We start from the raw sequence: 19,158 nt of genomic DNA, 5'->3' as shown, positions 1-19,158 counted from the left end.
TTCACGTGAAACGACAGAGGGCCGCACCCTGTGGGTGCGGCCCCCTACCTAGCTCTGATGAGCTGTGCCCTTAGGCAGCAACGACCTCGATGCCGAGCTTCGCGGCAACCTCGGGGTGCAGCCGGACGGACACCTGGTGCCCGCCGAGCGTCTTGATCGGCGAACCGAGCTCGACGCGACGCTTGTCGACGTCCGGACCACCGGCGGACTTGATCGCCGAAGCGATGTCGGCCGGGGTGACGGAACCGAAGAGGCGGCCGGCGTCGCCGGAGCGAACAGCCAGACGGACCTTCACGGCCTCGAGCTTGGCCTTGATCTCGTTGGCCTGCTCGATCGTCGCGATCTCGTGGATCTTGCGGGCGCGGCGGATCTGCGCCACGTCCTTCTCGCCGCCCTTGGTCCAGCGAATGGCGAAGCCACGCGGAACCAGGTAGTTACGGGCGTACCCGTCCTTGACGTCCACGACGTCACCGGCAGCACCGAGGCCAGTGACCTCGTGGGTGAGGATGATCTTCATGATTCGGTCACCCTTCCCTTATCGCGCGGTGGACGTGTAGGGCAGCAGCGCCATCTCACGGCTGTTCTTGACTGCCGTGGCGACATCACGCTGGTGCTGCGTGCAGTTGCCGGTGACGCGGCGGGCACGGATCTTGCCACGGTCGGAAATGAACTTCCGCAGCATGTTCGTGTCCTTGTAGTCCACGTACTGGGTCTTGTCCTTGCAGAACGCGCAGACCTTCTTCTTAGGCTTGCGCACAGGCGGCTTCGCCATTGTGTTTCTCCTGTGTGATCAAGAAGTGGGGTAACGAGCTGCCCTAGAAGGGAGGCTCGTCCGAGTAGCCGCCGCCGGAACCGCCGGAGGAGCCGGAACCGCCGGAGCTTCCGCCCCAGCCGCCTCCGCCGCCTTGCTGGCCCCCGCCTTGCTGGCCGCCGGCCGGTGCGTTGGTCGCCCACGGGTCGTCGGCGGGAGCACCGCCGCCACCCTGCTGGCCACCGCCACCGGAGCCGCCGCCCCAGTTGCCGCCGCCCTGCTGGCCACCGCCGTATCCACCCTGGCCACCGCCGCCCTGGCCACCGCGACCCGTGGTCTTGGTGACCTTGGCCGTGGCGCTCTTCAGGCTGGGGCCGACTTCCTCGACGTCCAGCTCGTAGACCGTGCGCTTGACGCCCTCACGGTCCTCGTAGGACCGCTGCTTCAGCCGGCCCTGCACGACGACGCGCATGCCTCGCTGAAGCGACTCCGCGACGTTCTCCGCCGCCTGACGCCAGACCGAGCAGGTGAGGAACAGGCCTTCGCCGTCCTTCCACTCATTGGTCTGCCGGTCGAAGATGCGGGGGGTGGACGCGACACGGAACTTCGCGACCGCCGCACCGGACGGGGTGAAGCGCAGCTCGGGGTCGTCGACGAGATTGCCGACAACCGTGATGACGGTCTCGCCTGCCATGGGTGAACCTCTCGACGGGGATTGCTTCTGGCTGCTTGCTACTCGAACCCGATGACCGCTGAGCTAGATGCTCAGTGGATCTCGGGACGGAGGACCTTGGTCCGGAGGACCGACTCGTTCAGGTTCATCTGTCGGTCGAGCTCCTTGACGACCGCAGGCTCGGCCTGCAGGTCGATGACCGAGTAGATGCCCTCAGGCTTCTTCTTGATCTCGTAAGAGAGACGACGACGGCCCCAGGTGTCGACCTTCTCGACCTTTCCGTCGCCCTCACGGACGACGGAGAGGAAGTTCTCGATCAGCGGGGAGACTGCTCGCTCCTCGAGATCGGGGTCGAGGATGACCATCACCTCGTAGTGACGCATGTGGAACCCACCTCCTTTGGACTCAGCGGCCACGGTCGTTCCGTGGCAGGAGGGTCGTGATGCGTGAGCATCAGTGTCTCCGAGTAAAACAGCCGCCACTGACAACGCCCGTATCGATGATCGAGGGGAGCTGCAGTGCTGGCTCAGGGCAGACACCGGTGCAGACCGTACAGACTACCCGCAGACAGGCTTCCGGTTGAAATCCGGTGTTCAGGGCGCACAATCGAGACAGTCGCGGTGTGAGAGGCACTACATCGCACCGCTCTTCCGGCCAGGAGGTACTCCATGGCACAGACACTGCGCTCCCCCGGCAGCCGACCAGCTCCCAGCAGTGTGGTCGACCCCCGTCCCGCCACCGGCTCCCTATTCGCCACGGACGGCAGGCCCCACCCGCTCCAGGAAGTGCTGATGGCGGTGACAGGGGTGCTGGGGGTCCTCGCCTTCGTGACGGCGATGTTCCACAGTCTGCACCTGATCAGCTCGTGGGCCGGGCTGATCGGCGTCCTGGTGGGCGCCTACGGGCAGTACATCTCCAGGACCACCTGGCAGCGGTTCGGCTTCATCATGGGGATGGGCTCGTCCGCTGTCGGCTTCCTGCTCGGTATGGCGCACGGGGGGCTCTTCGGCGGTGTGATCACCTGACCGGCAGTACCGCGGCGGGCCCCCGTCGGCCACCGCCCGCAGTGCTCAGGCAGGCGATGCGGCGAGGCAGCGGTCCGGTTCGGCCCGACGGGGCCGGGCCGGGCCCCCGTCGGCCACAGTAGGCTTCGGCGCGAGAGCCGGAGCCCCTGACCGATGGGGACACACCTGCCGAGGAGCGCCCCAGCATGAGCCTGACCCTGCGGACCATCAGCCGAGAACAGCATCTGGCATACATCCAGAGCCTCCCCTCGGCCAGTCACTGCCAGGTCCCGGCGTGGGCTGACGTGAAAACCGAATGGCGCTCGGAGAACCTCGGATGGTTCGACAAGAGCGGCGAGATGGTCGGTGCCGGGCTGGTCCTGTACCGCCAGCTCCCCAAGATCAAGCGCTACCTCGCCTACCTTCCCGAGGGCCCGGTCATCAACTGGTACGCCCCGAATCTGGACGAGTGGCTCCAGCCGATGCTGGCCCACCTGAAGCAGCAGGGCGCGTTCTCGGTGAAGATGGGGCCGCCCGTGGTCATCCGCCGCTGGGACTCGGCCGCCATCAAGTCCGGCATCCAGGATCCCGACGTGAAGCGGCTGCGCGACGTCGAGGCCAGCCACATCGAGCCCCGGGCGTTCGAGGTCTCCGACCGGCTGCGGAAGATGGGCTGGCAGCAGGGCGAGGACGGCGGCGCCGGCTTCGGCGACGTGCAGCCCCGCTACGTCTTCCAGGTGCCGCTGGCCAACCGCTCCCTCGAAGACGTGCTGAAGGGCTTCAACCAGCTCTGGCGCCGCAACATCAAGAAGGCCGACAAGGCCGGCGTCGAAGTGGTCCAGGGCGGCTACGAGGACCTCGCCGAATGGCAGCGGCTGTACGAGATCACCGCCGTGCGCGACCACTTCCGGCCGCGCCCCCTCTCGTACTTCCAGCGGATGTGGACGGTGCTCAACTCCGAGGACCCCAACCGCATGCGGCTGTACTTCGCCCGGCACAACGGCGTGAACCTCTCGGCCGCCACGATGCTGGTCGTCGGCGGGCACGTCTGGTACTCCTACGGCGCCTCGGACAACATCGGGCGCGAGGTGCGCCCCTCCAACGCCATGCAGTGGCGGATGCTCCGCGACTCGTACGCCATGGGCGCGACCGTCTACGACCTGCGCGGGATCAGTGACTCGCTGGACGAGACCGACCACCTCTTCGGCCTGATCCAGTTCAAGGTCGGCACCGGCGGGGAAGCCGTGGAGTACGTCGGCGAGTGGGACTTCCCCCTCAACAAGCTGCTGCACAAGGCCCTCGATATGTACATGTCGCGCCGCTAGGCGCGTCCCGAACACGGTCACCACCCACCAGCTCCTCTCCTCATCTCACTTACACCGCAGCCACCAGAAAGGTTCCGGGCCGGCCATGGCGCTCTCCCTCTACGTCGACACCGCGCGCTGGCGGGCGCACCAGAAGTCCGTGCTCGACCAGTTCCCGGGGCTCGTCCCCGTCTGCAAGGGCAACGGATACGGCTTCGGCCACGAGCGTCTGGCCGACGAGGCGATCCGCTTCGGGTCCGACACGCTGGCTGTGGGCACCACGTACGAGGCGGCTCGTATCAAGGACTGGTTCAGCGGCGATCTGCTGGTGCTCACCCCCTTCCGGCGGGGCGAGGAGCCGGTGCCGCTGCCCGACCGCGTCATCCGTTCCGTCTCCTCGGTGGACGGCGTGCACGCCCTGGTGGGCGCGCGGGTGGTCATCGAGTGCATGAGCTCGATGAAGCGCCACGGGGTGAGGGAGGAGGAGCTCGGCCAGCTGCACGCGGCCATCGAGGACGTACGCCTCGAAGGTTTCGCCCTGCACCTCCCGCTCGACCGCACGGACGGCTCGGACGCGGTCGAGGAGGTCATCACGTGGATGGACCGCCTCCGCGCGGCCCGGCTGCCCCTGCACACGATGTTCGTCAGCCACCTGCGCTCCGAGGAGCTGGCGCGGCTGCGGCAGCAGTTCCCGCAGACCCTCTTCCGCGCGCGCATCGGCACGCGCCTCTGGCTCGGTGACCACGAGGCGACCGAGTACCGCGGCGCCGTGCTCGACGTCACGCGCGTCGTCAAGGGTGACCGGTTCGGCTACCGCCAGCAGAAGGCCGCGTCGGACGGCTGGCTCGTGGTGGTGGCGGGCGGCACCTCGCACGGGGTCGGTCTGGAGGCTCCGAAGGCCCTGCACGGCGTGATGCCGCGCGCCAAGGGCGTCGCACGCGCGGGCCTGGCCACCGTCAACCGCAACCTGTCGCCGTTCGTCTGGGCGGGCAAGCAGCGCTGGTTCGCGGAGCCGCCGCACATGCAGGTGTCGATCCTCTTCGTGCCCTCGGACGCCCAGGAACCGAAGGTCGGCGACGAACTGGTGGCCCATCTGCGGCACACCACCACCCAGTTCGACCGCCTCGTGGACCGGTAGAGCCGCCCCTCAGTCGGAGGCCGCTCCACCCGCTGTGCCCCACTCCACCCGCGGTCCCCGGACCGCGGGTGCGGCGTGTGCGTCCGGGCGCCTCTCCACGAGGCCCGCCAGGGCGACCTTGTCCGGTGCTCCGTCGAGCACCCCGCCCGAAGGGTCGTCGGACCCGTCGCGCCGTACGGGGTCCCCTTCCGGCCTCAGGATGTCCCTGACGACGAGCGCGCACAGGTAGAGCGTGCCCACCAGGTGCAGGACGATCGCGACCTGGTAGCCCTCTTGCGGCAGCCCCTGGTGCTTGTCCCCGCTCGTCGTGTACGCGAGGTAGAACCAGATGCCCAGGAAGTACATGACCTCGCAGGCCTGCCAGACGAGGAAGTCCCGCCAGCGAGGCCTCGCCAGCGCGGCCAGCGGGATCAGCCAGAGCACGTACTGCGGTGAGTAGACCTTGTTCGTCAGGATGAAGGCGGCCACCACCAGGAACGCCAGCTGGGCGAATCGCGGCCGGTGCCGGGCCGACATCGCCAGCCCCGCGATCCCCGCGCACAGGACGATCATCAGTGCGACCGAGGCGGTGTTGACCGTACCCACGTCGATGGGCCGGCCGGTGCGCTGGGTGATGAGCAGCCAGAACGAGCCGTAGTCGATCTGCCGTTCCTGGCTGAACGTGTAGAACTTCTTCCAGCCCTCGGGGGCGTACAGCATGACCGGCAGGTTGACCACCAGCCAGGCCGCCGCCGCGCCGAAGAACGCCGATCCGTACTCCCGCCACTTCCCGGCCCGCCAGCACAGGACAAGCAGTGGGCCGAGCAGCAGCACGGGATACAGCTTGGCGGCCGTTGCCAGGCCGATGAGGACCCCGAAGGCGAAGGTCCGACCGCGGGACCACATGAGCATCGCCGCGGCCGTCAGAGCGACGGCGAGCAGATCCCAGTTGATCGTGGCGGTGAGTGCGAGAGCCGGAGCGAGTGCGACCAGCAGCCCGTCCCACGGGCGGCGCCGGTGCGTACGGGCGGCGCACACCGCGATGATCACCGCGCAGACCATCAGCATCCCGGCGTTGACCATCCAGTACATCTGCTCACGCTGCTGGATCGGGTCGGTGGAGGGTGTCAGCGTCAGCCAGGACGCGATCTGCATGAACAGCCCGGTCAGGACCGGGTACTCGAGGTACGTCATGTCACCGCTGAGCCGGTCGACGTACGGCACGAGGCCGTCGGCGAAGCCGCGCCCGAGGTAGAGGTGCGGGATGTCCGAGTAGCACGCGTGCGTGTACTGGGAACTGGTGCCGCGGAACCACGCCCAGTCGTAGCAGGGGATCTTCTGCACCATGCCGAGTGCGAACATCCCGATCGCCACGAGGGCGATGACGCGCACCGGTGTGAGCGGCCCCGAACCGAACCGCGCCCAGCGGCCCGCCGGCCCGCCGATCAGCTCGCTGCCCGCTGCGGCGATCTCGTCCTGTCGCGTGGGCGGTACGACGGACGGCTCCCGGTCCACGCTCGTGTCTTCTGCGCTTGGCATGCCGCACATCCTGCCGTACGGCGCTGTGTGCGGGCGTGGGCCGCTCCCCGGACGGACGAGGGCCGCCGACACCCCGCGGGTGTCGGCGGCCCTCGTCGTGCGTGCCCGGCGGCCCTCAAGGGCCTCCTGACGGACGGTGGCACTTGGGCACCGCCCGCCGCGGCGCTAGCCGTTGCCTCCGAAGAGCCCGCCGCCGTTGCTGTTGGAGTTGCCGTTCGTCGTGCCTTGCGTCGTCCCGCCGTCCGTGGTGCCGGTGTCGGTCCCGCCGTCCGTGGTCCCGGTGTCGGTCCCGCCGTCCGTGGCACCGTCCGTGGTGCCGCCGTTGTCCTGGCCCTCGGTCGCCCCGCCGTTGTTCTTGCACTCCCAGTCGAGCGGCGCGCACGTCTCGCTCGGTGAGGGGGACGGGGACGATGGGCTGGGCGACGGGGTCACGGGCGCCTCGCTGGACTTCGAGGGCGAAGGCGTCGGGCTCGGCGTCGGACTGGGGCTCACCGCGCCGCCACCGAACACCGTCTCGCCGTAGGGCTCCGGCTTCGGGAAGTTCACGACCTTCGTGCCCTTCACCGCATCAGCCATGTAGTCGTGCCAGATCTGCGCGGGGAACGAGGCACCGTGGATCGACTTCTCGCCGCCGGTGCCGTACATCTCCAGGAACTCGCGGTTCTTGTTCGTCTCGTCGTCGTCCATCCGGAACATGCTCACGGCCGTCGACAGCTGCGGGGTGTAGCCGACGAACCAGGCCGACTTGTTGCCGTCGGTGGTGCCGGTCTTCCCGGCCACGTCACGGCCCGGGAGCTGGGCGGGTGTGCCCGTTCCGTTCTCGACGACGTTCTTCAGCACATCGGTCACGTTGTCGGCGACGACGCTCGGGAACGCGTTCTTCGTCACCGTGTCGTGCTGATAGATGACCTTGCCCTCGTGCTTGACCTCGGTGACCGAGAAGGGGTCCCGCTGCTTTCCGCTGGTGGCGAAGGTGGCGTACGAACCCGCCATCCGGATGGCACTCGGCGAGGAGGTACCGATGGAGAACGAGGGGACGTTCGAGTCCGCCATGTAGTCGTCGTCACGCAGCCCCGCCTCGACTGCGGCGTCCTTCACCTTGTCGGTGCCGACGTCCATGCCGAGCTGGACGTACGGGGAGTTGGCGGACTCCTGCATGGCCTCCCGGAGAGTCATGTTGCCGTAGCTCTGGTCGCCGTCGTTGGTCTGGAGCCATTCCTTGCCTTCCTTGTTCTGCCAGACCTCGCCGTTGTAGTAGTTGATCTTCAGCTTGTTGTCGCCGTTGTAGATGCTCTTCGGGGACACGGGCGTGCGCTCCGAGTCGCTCTGTTCGGCGGGAAGCTCCGGGTTGCGCTTTCCCGTCTCCATGGCTGCTGCCAGCACGAACGGCTTGAACGTCGAACCGACCTGCGCGCCGGTCGCATCCGCGTTGTTGGTGTAGTGCTTAGTCGCGTCCTCACCGCCGTAGGTGGCGACGATGGCTCCCGTCTTGGTGTCGACGGACGCGCCGCCGAACTGGACGTGGGTGTCCTTGTCCGGACGCTTCTTGGGGTCGATCTTGGCCTTCAGCACCTTGGTGATCGAAATCTCGAGATCCTCGACCTTCTTCTTGTCGAAGGTCGTGTGGATCTCGTAGCCGCCCTGGGCGAGCTCCTTCTCGGTTACGCCACCCTTGTTGTTGGCGAGGAAGTACTTCGTGGCGAGGTCGACGAGATAACCGGTCTGGCCGCCCAGCTTGGCGTCCTTCTGCGGCTTGTCCGGCATCGGGAACTTCGTGTACTTGGCGCGCTCGGCCGCACTCATCCGGCCGTCCTTGACCTGCTCGTCGAGGATCCAGCTCCAGCGCTCCTTGGCCCGCTCGGTGTTCGCCACGGCCGAGGCCTTCACGTCGTCGGCCCCCGGAGCACCCGCGGGGTCGTAGTAGCTCGCTCCCTTGAGCAGCGTCGCCAGGAAGGCGCACTCGCTCGGATTCAGTTCCTCGGCGTCCTTGTCGTAGTACGTACGAGCTGCCGCCTGGAGACCCGAGGCGCCCCGGCCGTAGTAGGAGACGTTGAGGTAGCCCTTCATGACGTCCTTCTTGGGCACCGTCTTACCGACCTTGAGCGTGATGAAGAGCTCCTTGAACTTCCGGCTCAGGGTCTGGTCCTGGGAGAGCATGGAGTTCTTCACGTACTGCTGGGTGATCGTCGAACCGCCCTGGGTCTCGCCTCCCTTCGCCATGTTGTAGAAGGCGCGGGCGATGCCCACCGGGTCGATGCCCCTGTCGCTGTTGAACGACTTGTTCTCGGCGGAGATGACGGCGTTGCGCATCGCTTCCGGGATGTGGGCGTAGTCGATCTCCTGGCGGTTGACCGACCCGCCCGTGGCGACCATCGGCTTACCGTTGCCCCAGAAGTAGACGTTGTTCTGGGCGGTGGCGAGGTCCTTGGGTTCCGGTGGCACCACGAGTGCGTAGGCGATGCCGGCCACGCCCATCATGAGACCGAGGAAGCCCAGGCACAGCCCTGAGACCAGCTTCCACGACGGCATCCAACGGCGTGCGCCGTCCTTGCCGGCCCGTGGGTAGTCGATCAGGCGCTTCTTGCCGGAGCCGGCACGGCCCCGGCCACGTCCTTCCGGACCGCTGCCGTCGCCACCTCCCCGACGTCTGCCCCCGCCACGCTGCGCGGCGCGGCGCGCCTCGGCGCGGCCACCGTACGACGGCTGCTCCTCGCCGTACTCGTCGGAGGGTGATGCTGACGTTGCGCTGTGTGACGCATCGTTGCGGCGTCCAGCAGGCTGTTGCGCGGCTCGCCTGGCGGCTGCACGCCCGCCACCCTGCGGTTGCGGCGCTTTGCGACGGTGCTCGCTCATCGAACGACTACTCCTCGGGCAGGCGAGAGCGCCTGGAAGCGGCAGTTGAGATCCGGTCCCCCCGAATTACGGACGAGCCCTGCGGAAGGCTCATCCGCGTACATCCGGCAGTCCGCGATAACTGACGCGCGGCGCCGTCTCACGGTTCCCGGTGGTCTGCATGCCGCACAGACTACGCACGGTCAAAAACCTCCGAGGACCGAACTTCACCCCAAATTACGCAAGTCACTCCCTATGAATCGATGATGTGACGCCGCTCACGAACCGTCCCCTTGTCGAACATCACGTGTCGATCTATCGTGCTGATGTATCGACTCGATACATCAGCACGGCATAAGGTGGGCTCGACAGCCCCGCGGAAGCACAGAGCGAAGGAAGAGGCGAAGGTGAGCAGACGCTCAGGCATCCTCGAATTCGCCGTGCTCGGCCTGCTCCGCGAGTCCCCGATGCACGGGTACGAGCTGCGCAAGCGCCTCAACACGTCGCTGGGGATCTTCCGCGCCTTCAGCTACGGCACCCTCTACCCCTGTCTCAAGACGCTGGTCGCCAGCGGCTGGTTGACCGAGGAGCCGGTGAACGTTCCGGCGCTGCCGCCCGCCACCACAGGCCGCGGGGTCGCTCCCGCGTCTTCCCTGGCCGGACGTCGCGCCAAGATCGTCTACCGGTTGACGGCAGAAGGTAAGGAGCACTTCGAGGAGCTGCTTTCGCACACCGGTCCGGACGCCTGGGAAGACGAGCACTTCGCCGCTCGTTTCGCCTTCTTCGGGCAGACGGAGCGCGAGGTGCGGATGCGCGTGCTCGAAGGCCGGCGCAGCAGGCTGGAGGAGCGCCTCGAGAAGATGCGCGCCTCCCTGGCCCGTACCCGCGAACGACTCGACGACTACACGCTTGAGCTGCAGCGTCACGGCATGGAGTCCGTGGAGCGCGAGGTGCGCTGGCTGAACGAGCTCATCGAGAGCGAGCGTTCGGGAAAGGACCGGCGACGGTCCTCACCCGAGAGCTCCACTCAGCACGAAACATCAGGAGAGACGGGCGGCCTGCCCCGGCACCGGGAGAACGACACCCGGCCGGATCCGTCCGACGACACCAAGTGAAATCCCCGCAGATCCGCTTGCGGCACCGGGGAACACCGAGAACACACAGGGAGCAATCGGCATGGGTTCGGTTCGCGTAGCCATCGTCGGCGTGGGCAACTGCGCCGCGTCACTGGTGCAGGGCGTCGAGTTCTACAAGGACGCCGATCCGGCCGGCAAGGTGCCCGGTCTGATGCACGTCCAGTTCGGCGAATACCACGTGAGCGACGTCGAGTTCGTCGCAGCGTTCGACGTCGACGCGAAGAAGGTCGGCCTCGACCTCGCGGACGCCATCGGCGCCAGCGAGAACAACACCATCAAGATCGCCGACGTGCCGAACACCGGCGTGACCGTTCAGCGCGGCCACACCCATGACGGCCTGGGCAAGTACTACCGCGAGACGATCGAGGAGTCCGCCGAGGCCCCCGTCGACATCATCCAGATCCTCAAGGACAAGCAGGTCGACGTCCTCGTCTGCTACCTGCCCGTCGGTTCCGAGGTCGCTGCGAAGTTCTACGCGCAGTGCGCCATCGACGCCAAGGTCGCGTTCGTCAACGCCCTCCCGGTGTTCATCGCCGGCACCAAGGAGTGGGCCGACAAGTTCACCGAGGCCGGTGTCCCGATCGTCGGCGACGACATCAAGTCGCAGGTCGGCGCCACCATCACGCACCGCGTGATGGCGAAGCTCTTCGAGGACCGGGGTGTCATCCTGGACCGCACGATGCAGCTGAACGTCGGTGGCAACATGGACTTCAAGAACATGCTCGAGCGTGAGCGTCTGGAGTCCAAGAAGATCTCGAAGACGCAGGCCGTCACCTCGCAGATCCGTGACCGCGAGTTGGGCGCCGACAACGTCCACATCGGCCCCTCGGACTACGTGGCCTGGCTGGACGACCGCAAGTGGGCGTACGTGCGCCTCGAGGGCCGTGCGTTCGGTGACGTTCCGCTGAACCTGGAGTACAAGCTCGAGGTCTGGGACTCCCCGAACTCCGCCGGTGTCATCATCGACGCCGTGCGCGCCGCGAAGATCGCCAAGGACCGCGGCATCGGTGGCCCGATCCTGTCGGCCTCCTCGTACTTCATGAAGTCCCCGCCGGTCCAGTACTTCGACGACGAGGCCCGCGAGAACGTCGAGAAGTTCATCAAGGGTGACGTCGAGCGCTGATCCAGCCGGTCAACGCTTGATCGCTTCTGTGAGGGGTCCCCGGGCAATCCGCCCGGGGACCCCTCACATGTGTGACCCTTGCGCACATGCCTGTCGTGCGTGATCTGGGCGTACTGCTGCGCCTGAGGAACTTCCGTCGCCTGCTCGCCGTACGACTTCTCTCCCAGTCGGCCGACGGTGTCTACCAAGTCGCGCTCGCCACCTATGTCGTCTTCTCACCGGAGAACCAGACGACGCCGGGGGCCATCGCCTCGGCCATGGCCGTACTGCTGCTCCCGTACTCACTGATCGGCCCTTTCGCCGGAGTACTTCTCGACCGCTGGCCTCGCCGTCAGGTCTTCCTCTACGGAAACCTCCTCAGGGCCGGCCTGGCCTGCTGTACCGCTCTGCTGCTCCTGAGTGCGGTGCCGGACTGGCTCTTCTACGCCTCCGCGCTCTGCGTCACCGCCGTCAATCGCTTCGTGCTGGCCGGGCTCTCCGCGGCCCTGCCTCGCGTCGTCGACACCGGCAGGCTCGTGCTCGCCAACTCCCTCTCCCCGACGGCCGGAACGCTGGCAGCCACGGCGGGTGGGGGCCTGGCGCTGGCGATCCGACTTCTGACGGACGGGTCCGATGCCACAGTGGTGCTGCTGGGGGCGGTCCTCTACCTCCTGTCGGCCCTGGCCTCCCTGACGCTTCCCCGGACACTCCTCGGGCCGGACCCGGACCTGCACCATGTACGGCTGCGTGAGGCACTGACCACCACGGCGCTCGGCCTCCTGGCGGGGCTGCGCCATCTGGCGGAACGCAGGGACGCGGCGCGCGCCCTGGGCGCGATGACAGTGATCCGCTTCTGCTACGGGGCGCTGACCGTGATGGTGCTGATGCTGTGCCGGTACGCCTGGGCCGACAGCGAGTCCGACGGCCTGGCTCTGCTCGGCCTGGCTCTCGGCGCGTCCGCCGCAGGGTTCTTCGCCGCCGCCTTGATCACTCCCTGGGCCGTGGGCCGCTTCGGGCGGTACGGCTGGATGGGAGGGTGCGCCGGAGCGGCCGCCCTCCTGGAACCGGCGCTGGGTCTGCCGTTCACTCCGGCGCCGATGCTGGCGGCCGCCTTCGTCCTCGGGCTGGTGACTCAGGCGACGAAGATCACGACGGACACCGAGGTGCAGACATCCGTGGACGACGCCTACCGCGGCCGGATCTTCTCCCTCTACGACGTGCTGTTCAACATCGCCTTCGTGGCCGCTGCGGCCATGGCCGCGCTCGCTCTTCCAGCTGACGGGCGGTCCGTGGTCGTCGTAGTCGCCGTGGCAGTGCTCTATGCCCTCGTCTCGACGGTGATACTTCGACGGCGACGTATGGAGCTGACGGATGCGCGCACCCGGAGCGACGAGTGAGGGCGTCTGTTTCACGTGAAACAGACGCCCTCCCAAATTCAGTGATCCTGTCTTCAGCGATCCGGTCGCGGGCTCACTGGTTGTGTTTCACGTGAAACACGACGTGCCTCCGGTCCGGGCTCCCGCCTCGCATCAGGACTGCCTCAAGCGGCCTGATCGGCCCACCACTCCTTGAGCGCGGCGATCGCGACGTCACGCTCCATCGGGCCGTTCTCCAGCCGGAGCTCCAGCAGGAAGGCGTAGGCGTTACCGATGACGGGACCGGGCCCCACTTCCAGGATCTGCATGATCTCGTTGCCGTCCAGGTCCGGCCGGATCGCATCCAGCTGCTCCTGGTCCTGCAACTGCGCGATGCGCTCCTCCAGCCCGTCGTAGGTGCGCGACAGTGCGTTCGCCTTGCGCTTGTTCCGCGTCGTGCAGTCGGAGCGCGTCAGCTTGTGCAGGCGGCCCAGCAGCGGTCCCGCGTCCCGTACGTACCTCCGCACCGCAGAGTCGGTCCACTCACCGTCGCCGTACCCGTGGAAGCGCAGATGCAGCTCCACCAACTTGGAGACGTCCTTGATGATGTCGTTGGAGTACTTGAGCTCGGTCATCCGCTTCTTGGCCATCTTGGCTCCCACCACTTCATGGTGGTGGAACGAGACGCGGCCGTCCTTCTCGAAGCGCCGCGTCCGCGGCTTCCCGATGTCGTGCAGCAGAGCGGCAAGGCGCAGCACGAGGTCCGGCCCGTCCTCCTCGAGGTCGATGGCCTGCTCCAGGACCGTCAGTGAATGCTCATAGACATCCTTGTGACGGTGATGCTCATCACTTTCCAGGCGCAGTGAGGGAAGCTCCGGCAGCACATGGTCGGCCAGGCCGGTGTCGACCAGCAGTCCCAGCCCCTTGCGTGGATGCGCGGAGAGAAGCAGTTTGTTGAGTTCCTCACGAACCCTCTCCGCCGAGACGATCTCGATGCGGCCCGCCATGTCCGTCATCGCCTTGACGACCTCAGAGGCAACCTCGAAGTCCAGCTGTGCGGCGAAGCGAGCCGCGCGCAACATGCGCAGCGGATCGTCGGAGAACGACGCCTCGGGTGTACCCGGGGTACGCAGAACGCGCTGCGCCAGGTCGTCGAGTCCGCCGTGCGGATCGATGAACTCCTTCCGCGGCAGCGCGACAGCCATGGCATTGACCGTGAAATCGCGGCGTACGAGGTCTTCCTCGATCGAGTCTCCGTAGGAGACCTCCGGCTTACGCGAGGCCCTGTCGTACGCCTCCGAGCGGTAGGTCGTGACCTCGATCTGATAGCCGTCCTTCTGCGAACCGACGGTGCCGAAGGCGATTCCGACCTCCCAGACCGAGTCGGCCCAGGGACGGACGATTCTGAGGACATCCTCCGGGCGGGCGTCGGTCGTGAAGTCCAGGTCGTTTCCGAGCCTGCCGAGCAACGCGTCACGGACCGACCCCCCGACCAGAGCGAGACCGAATCCAGCCTCCTGGAATCGGCGGGCGAGATCGTCGGCTACAGGGGACACCCGCAGCAGTTCGCTGACTGCGCGGTGCTGCACCTGAGTCAGGGCACGGGGGCTGTCTTCGTTGGCGTTCGGCACAACAGAAAAGGGTACGTGCCCGGACCGGCCCGGGCGCCATCGATTCTTGCGGCCCTGCGAGACTCTCCCGATCATGTGGCATGGTCCCCGGCACTCAGCTCTCGGGCGCATCGTTACCATGCGTGGACGCAGGGACCGGCAGGACCGACATCCAACCGACGACGACAAGGGACGGGTACGCGTGGCCGAGGCGGCAGACTTTCAGGGGATGAATCCCTCCCCTGCCCGCCGGTGGCTCCGGCGCACAGCCTCCTTGATCATCGGGGCACCGCTGATCGCCGGCCTCCTGGCCGGCCCTGCGGCGCCTCCAGCTCAGGCCGAGGAGTCGGCCAAGGCCCCCACCGGCTCACGCACCGTCGACGTGTCACTGGACACGCTCTCGCCCAGCGCGCCGGTCGAAGGCGACACACTCAGCATCTCCGGCACCCTGACCAACAAGGGCCGGAAGGCGGTCACCGACGCCGAGGTCGACCTTCGCGTCGGGCCGAGGCTGTCCGGCAGGGGCGCGATCGACGAGGCCGCGAAGCGCACCGGCTACCTGCCCGGGAGCGACCCGGCGAAGCTCGGCGGTTCGTACTCGCTGAAGATCCCAAAGCTCGATTCCGGGGTCAGCCGGGACTTCACCCTCGCGGTTCCGGTGGACAAGCTGGACCTGGACGCCGAAGGCGTCTACCAGCTGGGGGTCTCTGTCACCGGTCAGACATCCGACTACGCCTACGCCCAGGTGCTCGGCATCCAGCGGACCTTCCTCCCGTGGCAGCCCGAGGACAGCGACGGCAAGACGAAGCTGACCTTCCTCTGGCCTCTGATCGCGCCGGCGCACGTCACGGCGGAGACCGGCTCGGACGAACAGCAGACCCCCGTCTTCGCGAATGACGACCTGGCCCTCGAACTCGCTCCGGGTGGTCGGCTGGAACAACTGGTCTCACTGGGCAGCCAGCTCCCCGTGACCTGGGTGATCGATCCGGACCTGCTGGCCTCGGTCGACGCGATGACGAAGAACTACCGCGTCAGAGTCGGTGACAAGACCGTCGCGGGGACGAACCAGGCCATCGCCAAGAAGTGGCTCACAGCTCTGGAAGCGGCCGTGAAGGACGGGAAGGTGGTGGCCCTGCCGTTCGCCGACCCCGACCTCGCGTCCATCGCCCACCGCGGTAAGAACGTCTCGGGCACCCTCAGCCATCTGCAGACGGCGACCGAGGTGGCCGGCACGACGGTGGAGACGGTCCTGCACGTGAAACCGTCCACCGACTTCGCCTGGCCCGTGGACGGTGCGATCGATCCCTCGGTCGTCGATGTCGCCACATCAGCCGGCGCGCACAAGGTGATCGCCCGCAGTGACAGTCTCGAGGAAACCGGCGGGCTGCCCTACACACCGACGTCGGCCCGGCCGATCGGTGGTGGCACCACGGCCGTGGTCGCCGACCACCGGCTGTCCACCGCGTTCACCGGAGACATGGCCAAGGCAGGAGCGTCGACGCTCGCCGTCCAGAAGTTCCTCGCCCACACACAGGCGCTGACGGAGCAGGCACCCGACGAGGACCGCAGCATCGTCGTCGCACCGCAGCGTGCTCCCACCGCCGCACAGGCGCAGACCATGGCCCGTGCGCTGCAGGCCCTCACAGCCGAGCACTGGACAGAGCCCCTCGACCTGACGGCGGCCTCCGAACAGAAGCCGGACGCGCAGGCGACCACCAAGGTGCCCGGCGCCTCCAAGTACCCGAAGAAGCTCCGCAGTCAGGAGCTGCCCACGCAGGCGTTCCAGGACATCAGGACGACGCAGGACTCCCTGAACAGCTTCCAGGTGATCCTCACCCAGCCCGACCGCGTGGTGACCCCCTTCGGGAACGCCGTCAACCGCTCCGTCTCGACATCGTGGCGGGGCAAGGCCCTGGAAGCCCAGCGGTATCGCGATTCGGTCCGCACCTACCTCCAGGGCCTCAGCAACGAGGTGCAGCTGATCACGAAGTCGGACGTGACCCTGTCAGGGCGGAGCGCCACGATCCCGGTGACGGTGCAGAACAAGCTGGTGCAGGGCGTCGATCACCTAGTACTGCGTCTGACCTCCGGTAATGCCACACGGCTCAAGCTCAACGACGGCGGAGCCGTGGCCGAACAGCCGATCAAGATCGCGGGTGGGCACAGCCAGTCGGTGAAGTTCGACGCCGCGGCCAACGCCAACGGACAGGCTCAGGTCACGGCGCGGCTCTTCACCGCGGACGGAGCGCCGTACGGGGAACCGATGACCTTCACCGTGAAGGTCTCGGAGGTCACGCCGACGGTGCTCCTCGTCATCGCCGGCGGGCTCCTGCTGCTGGTCCTGGCGGGTATCAGGATGTACACCCACCGCAAGCGCACCGTCGCGGGCGGCGCGGCGGAGAACGGCGGCGGTGAACCCGAGCAGCCGAGTGACCCGGCACCGGACACCGGTCCGGAAAGCGGGAACCAGTCCGGCCCGGGTGAGAAAGTGGACCGTTGAGCGATGTCTGTCGGGGCCGGTCGGCCGGGGACAATGATGTGGGGTTTCGATGAACGCGCCGTACGACGGTGACCGCGGCCAAGGCGCGGGCGGAGCTGGTTCTTCCGGCGATCCGCAGGTGTCGCCGGGCTCCGGCCAGGACGGGGAGACACCCGACCCGTACCTGCAGCACGCGTACGACCACGATCCGTACCGTTCCCAGGACCTCGCGGCCCAGGACCCGGTGGCCGAGGCCCTCTACGACCGCGCCTCTCACCCCCCGCCGCCCCCAGGGACGTACCAGGAGCCGCAGGCGCTCTACCAGCAGCCTCCCGCGGCCCAGTACGCACCTGACCCCCGGATCTGGGCCCAGACGCCGCCACCGGAGCCTGCAGGCCCCTCCCGGCACCTTCCTTACGGGGACAACGCCGCTACCACGCAGTACGTGGGGGTGGACGACCTGGTGACACAGGCATCCGGTGACCGTGAGGAGCAGGACGCCTTCGCTCACCTCTTCCGCGACCAGGAGGGCTCCGGCCGTCCCCCGGGGCCGCCTGCCGAGCCCGAAGCGGCTCCCGCGCCCGTACCGCCGAAGTCGGGCGGCCGGGCCGGCGGAATACTGAAGTCGAGTGCGTTGATGGCAGCGGGCACCATGGTGTCCCGGCTCACCGGCTTCGTACGCAGCCTCGTGATCACCGCCGCGCTGGGTGCGGCCATGCTCGGTGACAGCTTCACCATCGCGTACACCCTGCCGACCATGATCTACATCCTGACCGTGGGCGGTGGGCTGAACTCGGTCTTCGTCCCACAGCTCGTACGGTCCATGAAGGACGACGCGGACGGTGGCGAGGCCTACGCGAACCGCCTGCTGACGCTGGTGATGGTCGCGCTCGGCGCCATCGTCGCGATCGCGGTCTTCGTGGCTCCGTGGCTGATCCACCTCATGTCGAGCACCATCGCGAACGACCCCGCGGCGGACAGCGTCGCCGTCACCTTCGCCCGATACTGCCTGCCGACCATCTTCTTCATGGGCGTGCACGTGGTGATGGGGCAGATCCTGAACGCCCGGGGGAAGTTCGGCGCGATGATGTGGACCCCGGTCCTCAACAACATCGTCATGATCTGTACGTTCGGCCTCTTCATCTGGGTCTACGGCAGCGCCGCCGAGTCCCGGATGGGTGTCGAGACGATCCCGCCGGACGGCGTCCGCCTCCTCGGCATCGGAACACTGCTCGGCCTGGTCGTCCAGGCGCTGGCGATGATTCCGTACCTGCGCGAAGCAGGGTTCCGCTTCCGCCCTCGCTTCGACTGGAAGGGCCACGGGCTCGGCAAGACGGTCAAGCTCGCCAAGTGGACGGTCCTGTTCGTACTGGCCAACCAGGCAGGCGTCCTGGTCGTCACCCAGCTGGCGACGGCGGCGGGCGATCTCTCGGGCAAGGACGGGACGGGCTTCCTCGCCTACTCCAACGCCCAGCTGATCTGGGGCATGCCTCAGGCCATCATCACGGTGTCCGTCATGGCGGCCCTGCTGCCGCGCATCTCCCGCGCCGCCCACGACAACGACCCGGGGGCCGTCCGGGACGACATCTCGCAGGGGCTGCGCAATTCGGCCGTGGCCATCGTGCCGGTCGCCTTCACGTTCCTCGCGCTCGGTCTGCCGATGTGCACCCTGCTCTACGCCTCCAGCGGCACCGAGGCCGCACGGTCCATGGGCTTCATCCTGATGGCCTTCGGCCTCGGTCTCATCCCGTACTCCGTGCAGTACGTCGTGCTGCGTGGCTTCTACGCGTACGAGGACACCCGCACCCCCTTCTACAACACGGTCATCGTCGCGGCGGTCAACGCCGCGGCATCCGCACTCTGCTACGTGGTTCTTCCGGCGCAGTGGGCAGTCGTGGGTATGGCGGCGTCGTACGGGCTGGCCTACGCGGTCGGTGTCGGCATCGCCTGGCGACGGCTGAGCAACCGGCTCGGCGGCGACCTGGACGGCGCTCGGGTGGTGCGCACGTACGCCCGGCTCTGCATGGCGGCGGTTCCCGCGGCAGTGGTCGGCGGGGGCGTGGGCTTCGCACTTCTGAAGATGCTCGGTGAAGGTGCCGGCGGCTCGGTGGTTGCCCTGGTCTGCGGCAGCGTCGTCCTTCTGGGCACATTCTTCGTCGCCGCGAAGAAGATGCGCATCGAAGAGCTCAACGGCATGGTCGGCATGGTCCGCGGACGACTCGGACGCTGAACAAAGGCCGAGCCGCACAACCATCG

General features: G+C 67.5%; 15 protein-coding genes. 8 read left to right on the top strand and 7 right to left on the bottom strand.

Going from position 1 to position 19,158, the window contains the following annotated elements:
- Positions 1-70: 70 nt before the first annotated feature.
- The 4 genes from rplI to rpsF form a co-directional block, all read right to left on the bottom strand.
- Positions 71-517 carry a 50S ribosomal protein L9 gene (gene rplI, locus AB0I83_RS13085; protein WP_014155197.1) on the bottom strand — a complete coding sequence of 149 codons (447 nt, stop codon included), beginning with the start codon at positions 515-517 and terminating at the stop codon, positions 71-73.
- Positions 518-535: 18 nt separating this feature from the next.
- On the bottom strand, positions 536-772 hold the full coding sequence (gene rpsR / locus AB0I83_RS13080) for a 30S ribosomal protein S18 (protein ID WP_003967857.1): 237 nt from the start codon (positions 770-772) through the stop codon (positions 536-538).
- Between the two features lie 43 nt (positions 773-815).
- Positions 816-1,445, bottom strand: coding sequence for a single-stranded DNA-binding protein (locus AB0I83_RS13075; protein ID WP_356535402.1), 630 nt, complete (start codon positions 1,443-1,445; stop codon positions 816-818).
- A 71-nt stretch (positions 1,446-1,516) separates the two neighbouring features.
- Positions 1,517-1,807 carry a 30S ribosomal protein S6 gene (gene rpsF / locus AB0I83_RS13070; protein WP_028441690.1) on the bottom strand — a complete coding sequence of 97 codons (291 nt, stop codon included), beginning with the start codon at positions 1,805-1,807 and terminating at the stop codon, positions 1,517-1,519.
- A 285-nt stretch (positions 1,808-2,092) separates the two neighbouring features.
- On the opposite strand from rpsF, the gene AB0I83_RS13065 reads away from it, so the two are divergent.
- From AB0I83_RS13065 to AB0I83_RS13055, 3 genes are all read left to right on the top strand, one after another.
- Positions 2,093-2,449 carry a hypothetical protein gene (locus AB0I83_RS13065; protein ID WP_356535401.1) on the top strand — a complete coding sequence of 119 codons (357 nt, stop codon included), beginning with the start codon at positions 2,093-2,095 and terminating at the stop codon, positions 2,447-2,449.
- Between the two features lie 185 nt (positions 2,450-2,634).
- Entirely contained in the window at positions 2,635-3,753 is a 1,119-nt protein-coding gene (locus AB0I83_RS13060; RefSeq protein ID WP_329039144.1) for a peptidoglycan bridge formation glycyltransferase FemA/FemB family protein, read from the top strand.
- Between the two features lie 85 nt (positions 3,754-3,838).
- Entirely contained in the window at positions 3,839-4,870 is a 1,032-nt protein-coding gene (locus AB0I83_RS13055; protein ID WP_356535400.1) for an alanine racemase, read from the top strand.
- Positions 4,871-4,879: 9 nt separating this feature from the next.
- Here the strand turns inward: AB0I83_RS13055 and AB0I83_RS13050 are convergent, their stop codons facing one another.
- Together AB0I83_RS13050 and AB0I83_RS13045 are read right to left on the bottom strand one after the other, a co-directional pair.
- Complete coding sequence (locus tag AB0I83_RS13050) at positions 4,880-6,388, bottom strand: glycosyltransferase 87 family protein (protein WP_363304593.1); 1,509 nt, start codon at positions 6,386-6,388, stop codon at positions 4,880-4,882.
- Between the two features lie 165 nt (positions 6,389-6,553).
- Positions 6,554-9,241, bottom strand: a complete 2,688-nt coding sequence (locus tag AB0I83_RS13045; RefSeq protein WP_363304592.1) for a transglycosylase domain-containing protein — start codon at positions 9,239-9,241, stop codon at positions 6,554-6,556.
- Positions 9,242-9,627: 386 nt separating this feature from the next.
- Here AB0I83_RS13045 and AB0I83_RS13040 point away from each other — a divergent pair, with 386 nt between their 5' ends.
- The 3 genes from AB0I83_RS13040 (at position 9,628) to AB0I83_RS13030 (ending at position 12,855) form a co-directional block, all read left to right on the top strand.
- Positions 9,628-10,335 (top strand): helix-turn-helix transcriptional regulator, encoded by a 708-nt coding sequence (locus AB0I83_RS13040; protein ID WP_356534490.1) that lies wholly within the window; start codon positions 9,628-9,630, stop codon positions 10,333-10,335.
- 61 nt (positions 10,336-10,396) lie between these two features.
- Positions 10,397-11,479, top strand: a complete 1,083-nt coding sequence (locus AB0I83_RS13035; RefSeq protein WP_356534492.1) for an inositol-3-phosphate synthase — start codon at positions 10,397-10,399, stop codon at positions 11,477-11,479.
- Between the two features lie 86 nt (positions 11,480-11,565).
- Positions 11,566-12,855, top strand: a complete 1,290-nt coding sequence (locus AB0I83_RS13030; RefSeq protein WP_356534494.1) for an MFS transporter — start codon at positions 11,566-11,568, stop codon at positions 12,853-12,855.
- A 143-nt stretch (positions 12,856-12,998) separates the two neighbouring features.
- On the opposite strand, the gene AB0I83_RS13025 is transcribed toward AB0I83_RS13030, so the two are convergent.
- The gene (locus AB0I83_RS13025) at positions 12,999-14,444 is read right to left on the bottom strand and encodes a CCA tRNA nucleotidyltransferase (RefSeq protein ID WP_356534496.1); all 1,446 of its coding nucleotides are present in this window, start codon (positions 14,442-14,444) and stop codon (positions 12,999-13,001) included.
- A 181-nt stretch (positions 14,445-14,625) separates the two neighbouring features.
- On the opposite strand from AB0I83_RS13025, the gene AB0I83_RS13020 reads away from it, so the two are divergent.
- Positions 14,626-16,923, top strand: coding sequence for a DUF6049 family protein (locus AB0I83_RS13020; RefSeq protein WP_356534497.1), 2,298 nt, complete (start codon positions 14,626-14,628; stop codon positions 16,921-16,923).
- A gap of 49 nt (positions 16,924-16,972) precedes the next feature.
- The gene (gene murJ / locus AB0I83_RS13015) at positions 16,973-19,132 is read left to right on the top strand and encodes a murein biosynthesis integral membrane protein MurJ (protein ID WP_363304591.1); all 2,160 of its coding nucleotides are present in this window, start codon (positions 16,973-16,975) and stop codon (positions 19,130-19,132) included.
- The last annotated feature ends 26 nt before the right edge of the window (positions 19,133-19,158 follow it).

This window comes from Streptomyces sp. NPDC049970 (assembly GCF_040660235.1).
Taxonomy (GTDB): domain Bacteria; phylum Actinomycetota; class Actinomycetes; order Streptomycetales; family Streptomycetaceae; genus Streptomyces.
Note: the sequence above shows the minus strand (reverse complement) of the source record. Positions and strands in the feature narration are given on the sequence as shown.

What these genes read in the sequence shown, in the direction of transcription:
- AB0I83_RS13055 (WP_356535400.1), top strand. Translation starts at nt 3,839, where the DNA reads ATGGCGCTCTCCCTCTACGTCGACACCGCGCGCTGGCGGGCGCACCAG.
- AB0I83_RS13030 (WP_356534494.1), top strand. Translation starts at nt 11,566, where the DNA reads ATGCCTGTCGTGCGTGATCTGGGCGTACTGCTGCGCCTGAGGAACTTC.
- rpsF (WP_028441690.1), bottom strand. Translation starts at nt 1,807, where the DNA reads ATGCGTCACTACGAGGTGATGGTCATCCTCGACCCCGATCTCGAGGAG.
- AB0I83_RS13035 (WP_356534492.1), top strand. Translation starts at nt 10,397, where the DNA reads ATGGGTTCGGTTCGCGTAGCCATCGTCGGCGTGGGCAACTGCGCCGCG.
- AB0I83_RS13050 (WP_363304593.1), bottom strand. Translation starts at nt 6,388, where the DNA reads ATGCCAAGCGCAGAAGACACGAGCGTGGACCGGGAGCCGTCCGTCGTA.
- murJ (WP_363304591.1), top strand. Translation starts at nt 16,973, where the DNA reads ATGAACGCGCCGTACGACGGTGACCGCGGCCAAGGCGCGGGCGGAGCT.
- rplI (WP_014155197.1), bottom strand. Translation starts at nt 517, where the DNA reads ATGAAGATCATCCTCACCCACGAGGTCACTGGCCTCGGTGCTGCCGGT.
- AB0I83_RS13075 (WP_356535402.1), bottom strand. Translation starts at nt 1,445, where the DNA reads ATGGCAGGCGAGACCGTCATCACGGTTGTCGGCAATCTCGTCGACGAC.
- rpsR (WP_003967857.1), bottom strand. Translation starts at nt 772, where the DNA reads ATGGCGAAGCCGCCTGTGCGCAAGCCTAAGAAGAAGGTCTGCGCGTTC.
- AB0I83_RS13060 (WP_329039144.1), top strand. Translation starts at nt 2,635, where the DNA reads ATGAGCCTGACCCTGCGGACCATCAGCCGAGAACAGCATCTGGCATAC.
- AB0I83_RS13045 (WP_363304592.1), bottom strand. Translation starts at nt 9,241, where the DNA reads ATGAGCGAGCACCGTCGCAAAGCGCCGCAACCGCAGGGTGGCGGGCGT.
- AB0I83_RS13065 (WP_356535401.1), top strand. Translation starts at nt 2,093, where the DNA reads ATGGCACAGACACTGCGCTCCCCCGGCAGCCGACCAGCTCCCAGCAGT.